Origin of the sequence: Schlesneria sp. (assembly GCF_036405755.1) — a bacterium.
Classification (GTDB): Bacteria; Planctomycetota; Planctomycetia; order Planctomycetales; family Planctomycetaceae; genus Schlesneria; species Schlesneria sphaerica.
Genome location: NZ_DASWWZ010000032.1, coordinates 1 through 3,855, shown reverse-complemented (window position 1 = coordinate 3,855; position 3,855 = coordinate 1). Strand labels below are relative to the sequence as shown.

Below are 3,855 nucleotides of genomic sequence, written 5' to 3'. Positions count from 1 at the left end.
GGGCCTCGTCTGCTGGCTCGTCAGCATCATGGCCGGTATGGCAACCATCGGCATGAAGCTGCGGGCAGACGTCGACATGACCGGCAACCCCCTGTTCCTGCTGACGGCCATGTCGGCCATGATGGGGATGCAGTTCCTGTTCTTCGGGATGCTGGGAGAACTTTGCTCACGCATCTATTTCGCAGCCCAGAACCAGACCAGTTACGCCGTCCGCAGAACCTGGAACTTCGATACCCCGACGTATCCGATGGAACAGCGACGAGCGGCCTGATCAGCCGAGCAGACACCCGGTCCTGACATCACCTTCCCTCTTGACTTCGGATTGACCGAATTACGATGTGTGGTCTCACCGGGTTTCTCACCTCACCAAACCACCTGTCTGCCAACAGAATGCAGGAGATCGTCGGCACCATGGCCGAAACCCTGCATCATCGCGGACCTGACGATCAAGGAACCTGGTGCGACCCCGCTGCCGGGGTCGCCCTGGGGTTTCGCCGCCTCTCCATTGTCGATCTTTCTCCCTGCGGTCATCAGCCGATGGCCTCCTCATGCGGGCGATTCATCATCGCCTTTAATGGAGAAATCTATAACCACGACGAACTACGGGCCGAACTGACCACGTGTGGCCGCACCTTCCGAGGCCGTTCCGACACCGAAGTGCTCTTGGAAGGAATCGCGGCGTGGGGAATCCGCCCCACGATCGAACGCTGCGTCGGTATGTTCGCGATTGCCCTCTGGGACACTCAATCCGGCGAATTGACCCTGATCCGGGATCGCCTGGGAAAGAAGCCCCTCTACTACGGCCGGTTTCCACAACGTCCGACGCCCCGCATCTCGGATAGCCCGATGGCGACAACGGCAGAAACCTCAGCGAAACCTGCCGGTTTTTCGATTCTGTTCGGCTCGGAACTGAAGGCCCTGCGGGCTCACCCTGACTTTCAGACCTCCGTGAGCCGCGAAGCGCTGAACGAATTTCTGCGACAGTCGTACCTTTCGAACCAGTCGATCTACGAGGGCGTGATTCCCCTTCCACCGGGAGCTCTGCTGACGCTCCGACCAGACCGCGACACGCTCCCCTCCGCGACTCTGCCCGAACCGACGCGGTACTGGGACTTCCGACAGGTACGAAGCCAGGGGCAGAGTCATCCCTTTACGGGCTCTTATGCGGAGGCGGTCGACAAACTGGATGAACTGCTGACCGACGCCGTCCAGCGACGGATGGTCGCTGACGTTCCGCTGGGAGCATTTCTTTCAGGAGGCATTGATTCCTCGCTGGTCGTTGCGCTGATGCAGAAGTGCTCGTCCCGGCCAATCAAGACGTTCACCATCGGATTTGACGTCGAATCCTACAACGAAGCCCCCTACGCCGCCGCAGTCGCGCGGCATCTTAAGACCGACCACACGCAAATGATGGTCAGCTCGACCGAAGCGCGCGACGTCATCCCGCTTCTACCGAAGCTGTACGACGAACCCTTCGGCGACTCCTCCGAAATTCCGACCTATCTCGTCAGCCGCCTCGCTCGCCAGCACGTCACTGTCGCGCTGACGGGGGATGGAGGAGATGAGCTATTTTGCGGTTACCGCCGCTACTTCGAAGCGCTCGACGACTTTTCGGCTCAGTCGTCCGGTTCACGCAGTCGGGCAGCCCGGATCGCAGAGAGATTACGGAAGCTTCCTCCCGGGGTCCGTAAGAGTCTCAGCCGTACGGGTCGAGTGGCCGCGAGCCTGTCCTGGGGACGAGTGCAGCGACTGCTTTCAAGAACGGTCGATGTCCTTTCCGAGACCGGCCCCCACGACCGCTACCTGAGAAATATGTCACACTGGCGGGACGCAGACGGTGCGGTCAGAGGAATCTCCCGACAAGTCCCCTCCCCTTCTTCCCGGTCGATCATTCGTGATGAACCTGACAATCCCCCCTTTCCTGCCGAATCGCCTGCACAGCTTCAGCAGGACTGGCAGGCCTACGATACGCTCACCTATCTCCCCGGCGACATCCTGACGAAAGTCGATCGTGCCAGCATGGGGGTCTCACTCGAAGCACGCACACCCCTGCTCGACCACCGCGTCGTCGAGTTTGCCTGGACGCTCCCCCACGAATTCAAGGTGCAAGCCGGTCAGGGAAAACGGATCTTGCGGGACGTGCTGGCGAAATACGTCCCTCGCGAACTGTTCGAACGTCCCAAAGTCGGCTTCGGTGTCCCCATCGCCGACTGGCTACGTGGTCCCCTGCGCGACTGGGTCGAAAAGCTGATCAACGAACCCCGCTTAAGCGAGGAAGGTTTCCTTAACCCGCGAGTCATCCGGGAACGCTGGCAAGACCACCTCCGTGGGGCCGACTGGAGTTATCTGCTCTGGGACGTCCTGATGTTCCAAGCCTGGCTGGACGAGTATTCCCACCGTTAATCAGCGCCAGATCCCTCGCAATGCCCGGGGAACGCTTCCCGATTCGCTGTAGACATGCGGCCGGTAAACTTCGTAGGCTGTCACTTCGGTCATTGTTGATATGTTGAGCGAGGAAGCCCGCCCTATGTTGAACCTACTGGGAAAACAGCACCGTTTGTGTGACGGCCTCAGTCGTCGGTCGCTTCTCAAGATTGGCGGACTGGCTATGGGGGGCATCAGCCTTCCCGATCTCTTGCGTGCCGAGTCGCTCAGCGGAAAACGCTCACACAAATCGGTCATCATGGTCTTCCTCTCGGGCGGCCCGCCGCATCAGGACATGGTCGACCTGAAAATGGATGCTCCCGTCGAGATTCGGGGCGAGTTCAAACCGATCGCCACCAACGTCCCCGGTATCGAAGTCTGTGAACTCCTCCCCATGCTGGCGCAGCGGCAGGATCGGATGTCGATCATCCGCTCGCTGGTCGGTTCCGAGGGAAGACATGCCGCCTTCCAGTGTATGACCGGACATAGCGTTCTCGGACAACCGGCCGGGGGATGGCCTTCGTTTGGATCAGCCGTCTCCCGCATTCAGGGCCCCGTCGAACCGGGGACCCTCCCCTTCGTCGGGCTGTCGACACGGATGCGGAACGCGCCGTGGGGGGACCCCGGCCAGGCAGGCTTCGCCGGACAAGCCCATGCCCCGTTCGCTCCAAATGCCGAACAGGCACAGCTCGGCTTGGCAGGGATCAGCGTCGAGAGTCTGCGTAACCGCAAACTGCTGCTGAATGAACTCGACCGTCTCAAGCACGAAGCAGAAACCAGCGGCGCTCTTGAGGGACTCGAAGCTCAATACCAGGCCGCGTTCGGCATCCTGACATCCAGCAAACTGGTCGATGCCCTTGATCTGGAACAGGAAGATCCCGAAATTCGAGATCGCTACGGTCGAGGCGCACCGGAGAACGCGGGCTACGGCGATGCCGGGCCACTCATGAACGATTATCTGCTGGCGGCACGCCGACTGGTCGAAGCAGGAGCCCGCGTCGTGACGCTCGCTTACGGCCGCTGGGACTGGCACGGTCGCCCTCACGGAACAAATTTCGAGAATGCCCGGGACCATCTGCCCGTCTTTGATCAGGGTCTGAGTGCCCTGCTCGACGACCTCCACGAACGCGGCCTCGATCAGGATGTCTCTGTCATCGTCTGGGGCGAGTTTGGTCGCACACCCGTCATCAACAAAAATGGGGGACGCGATCACTGGCCGCAAGTCAACTGCGCCTGGCTGGCCGGGGGCGGCATGCGCACGGGACAGGTCATCGGTTCAACCAACCGGCTGGGCGAGCACCCCAAGGAACGCCCCGTTCATTTCCAGGAAGTCTTCGCCACGCTCTACCGCAACCTGGGAATCGACACCACGCAGACCCTGCTGCCCGACCTCACTGGCCGACCCCAGTACCTCGTCGACCCGATCTACGA

At 60.9% G+C, this 3,855-nt stretch carries 2 protein-coding genes and 1 pseudogene; all 3 read left to right on the top strand.

Annotated elements, in window-relative coordinates; translation table 11 throughout:
- A pseudogene (locus VGE80_RS01060) lies at positions 1-271 on the top strand (glycosyltransferase); the annotation flags it as partial.
- Between the two features lie 65 nt (positions 272-336).
- Positions 337-2,403, top strand: coding sequence for an asparagine synthase (glutamine-hydrolyzing) (asnB, locus tag VGE80_RS01055; protein ID WP_440591360.1), 2,067 nt, complete (start codon positions 337-339; stop codon positions 2,401-2,403).
- A gap of 124 nt (positions 2,404-2,527) precedes the next feature.
- The coding region (locus VGE80_RS01050) for a DUF1501 domain-containing protein (protein ID WP_440591359.1) at positions 2,528-3,855 on the top strand (1,328 nt) is incomplete at its 3' end.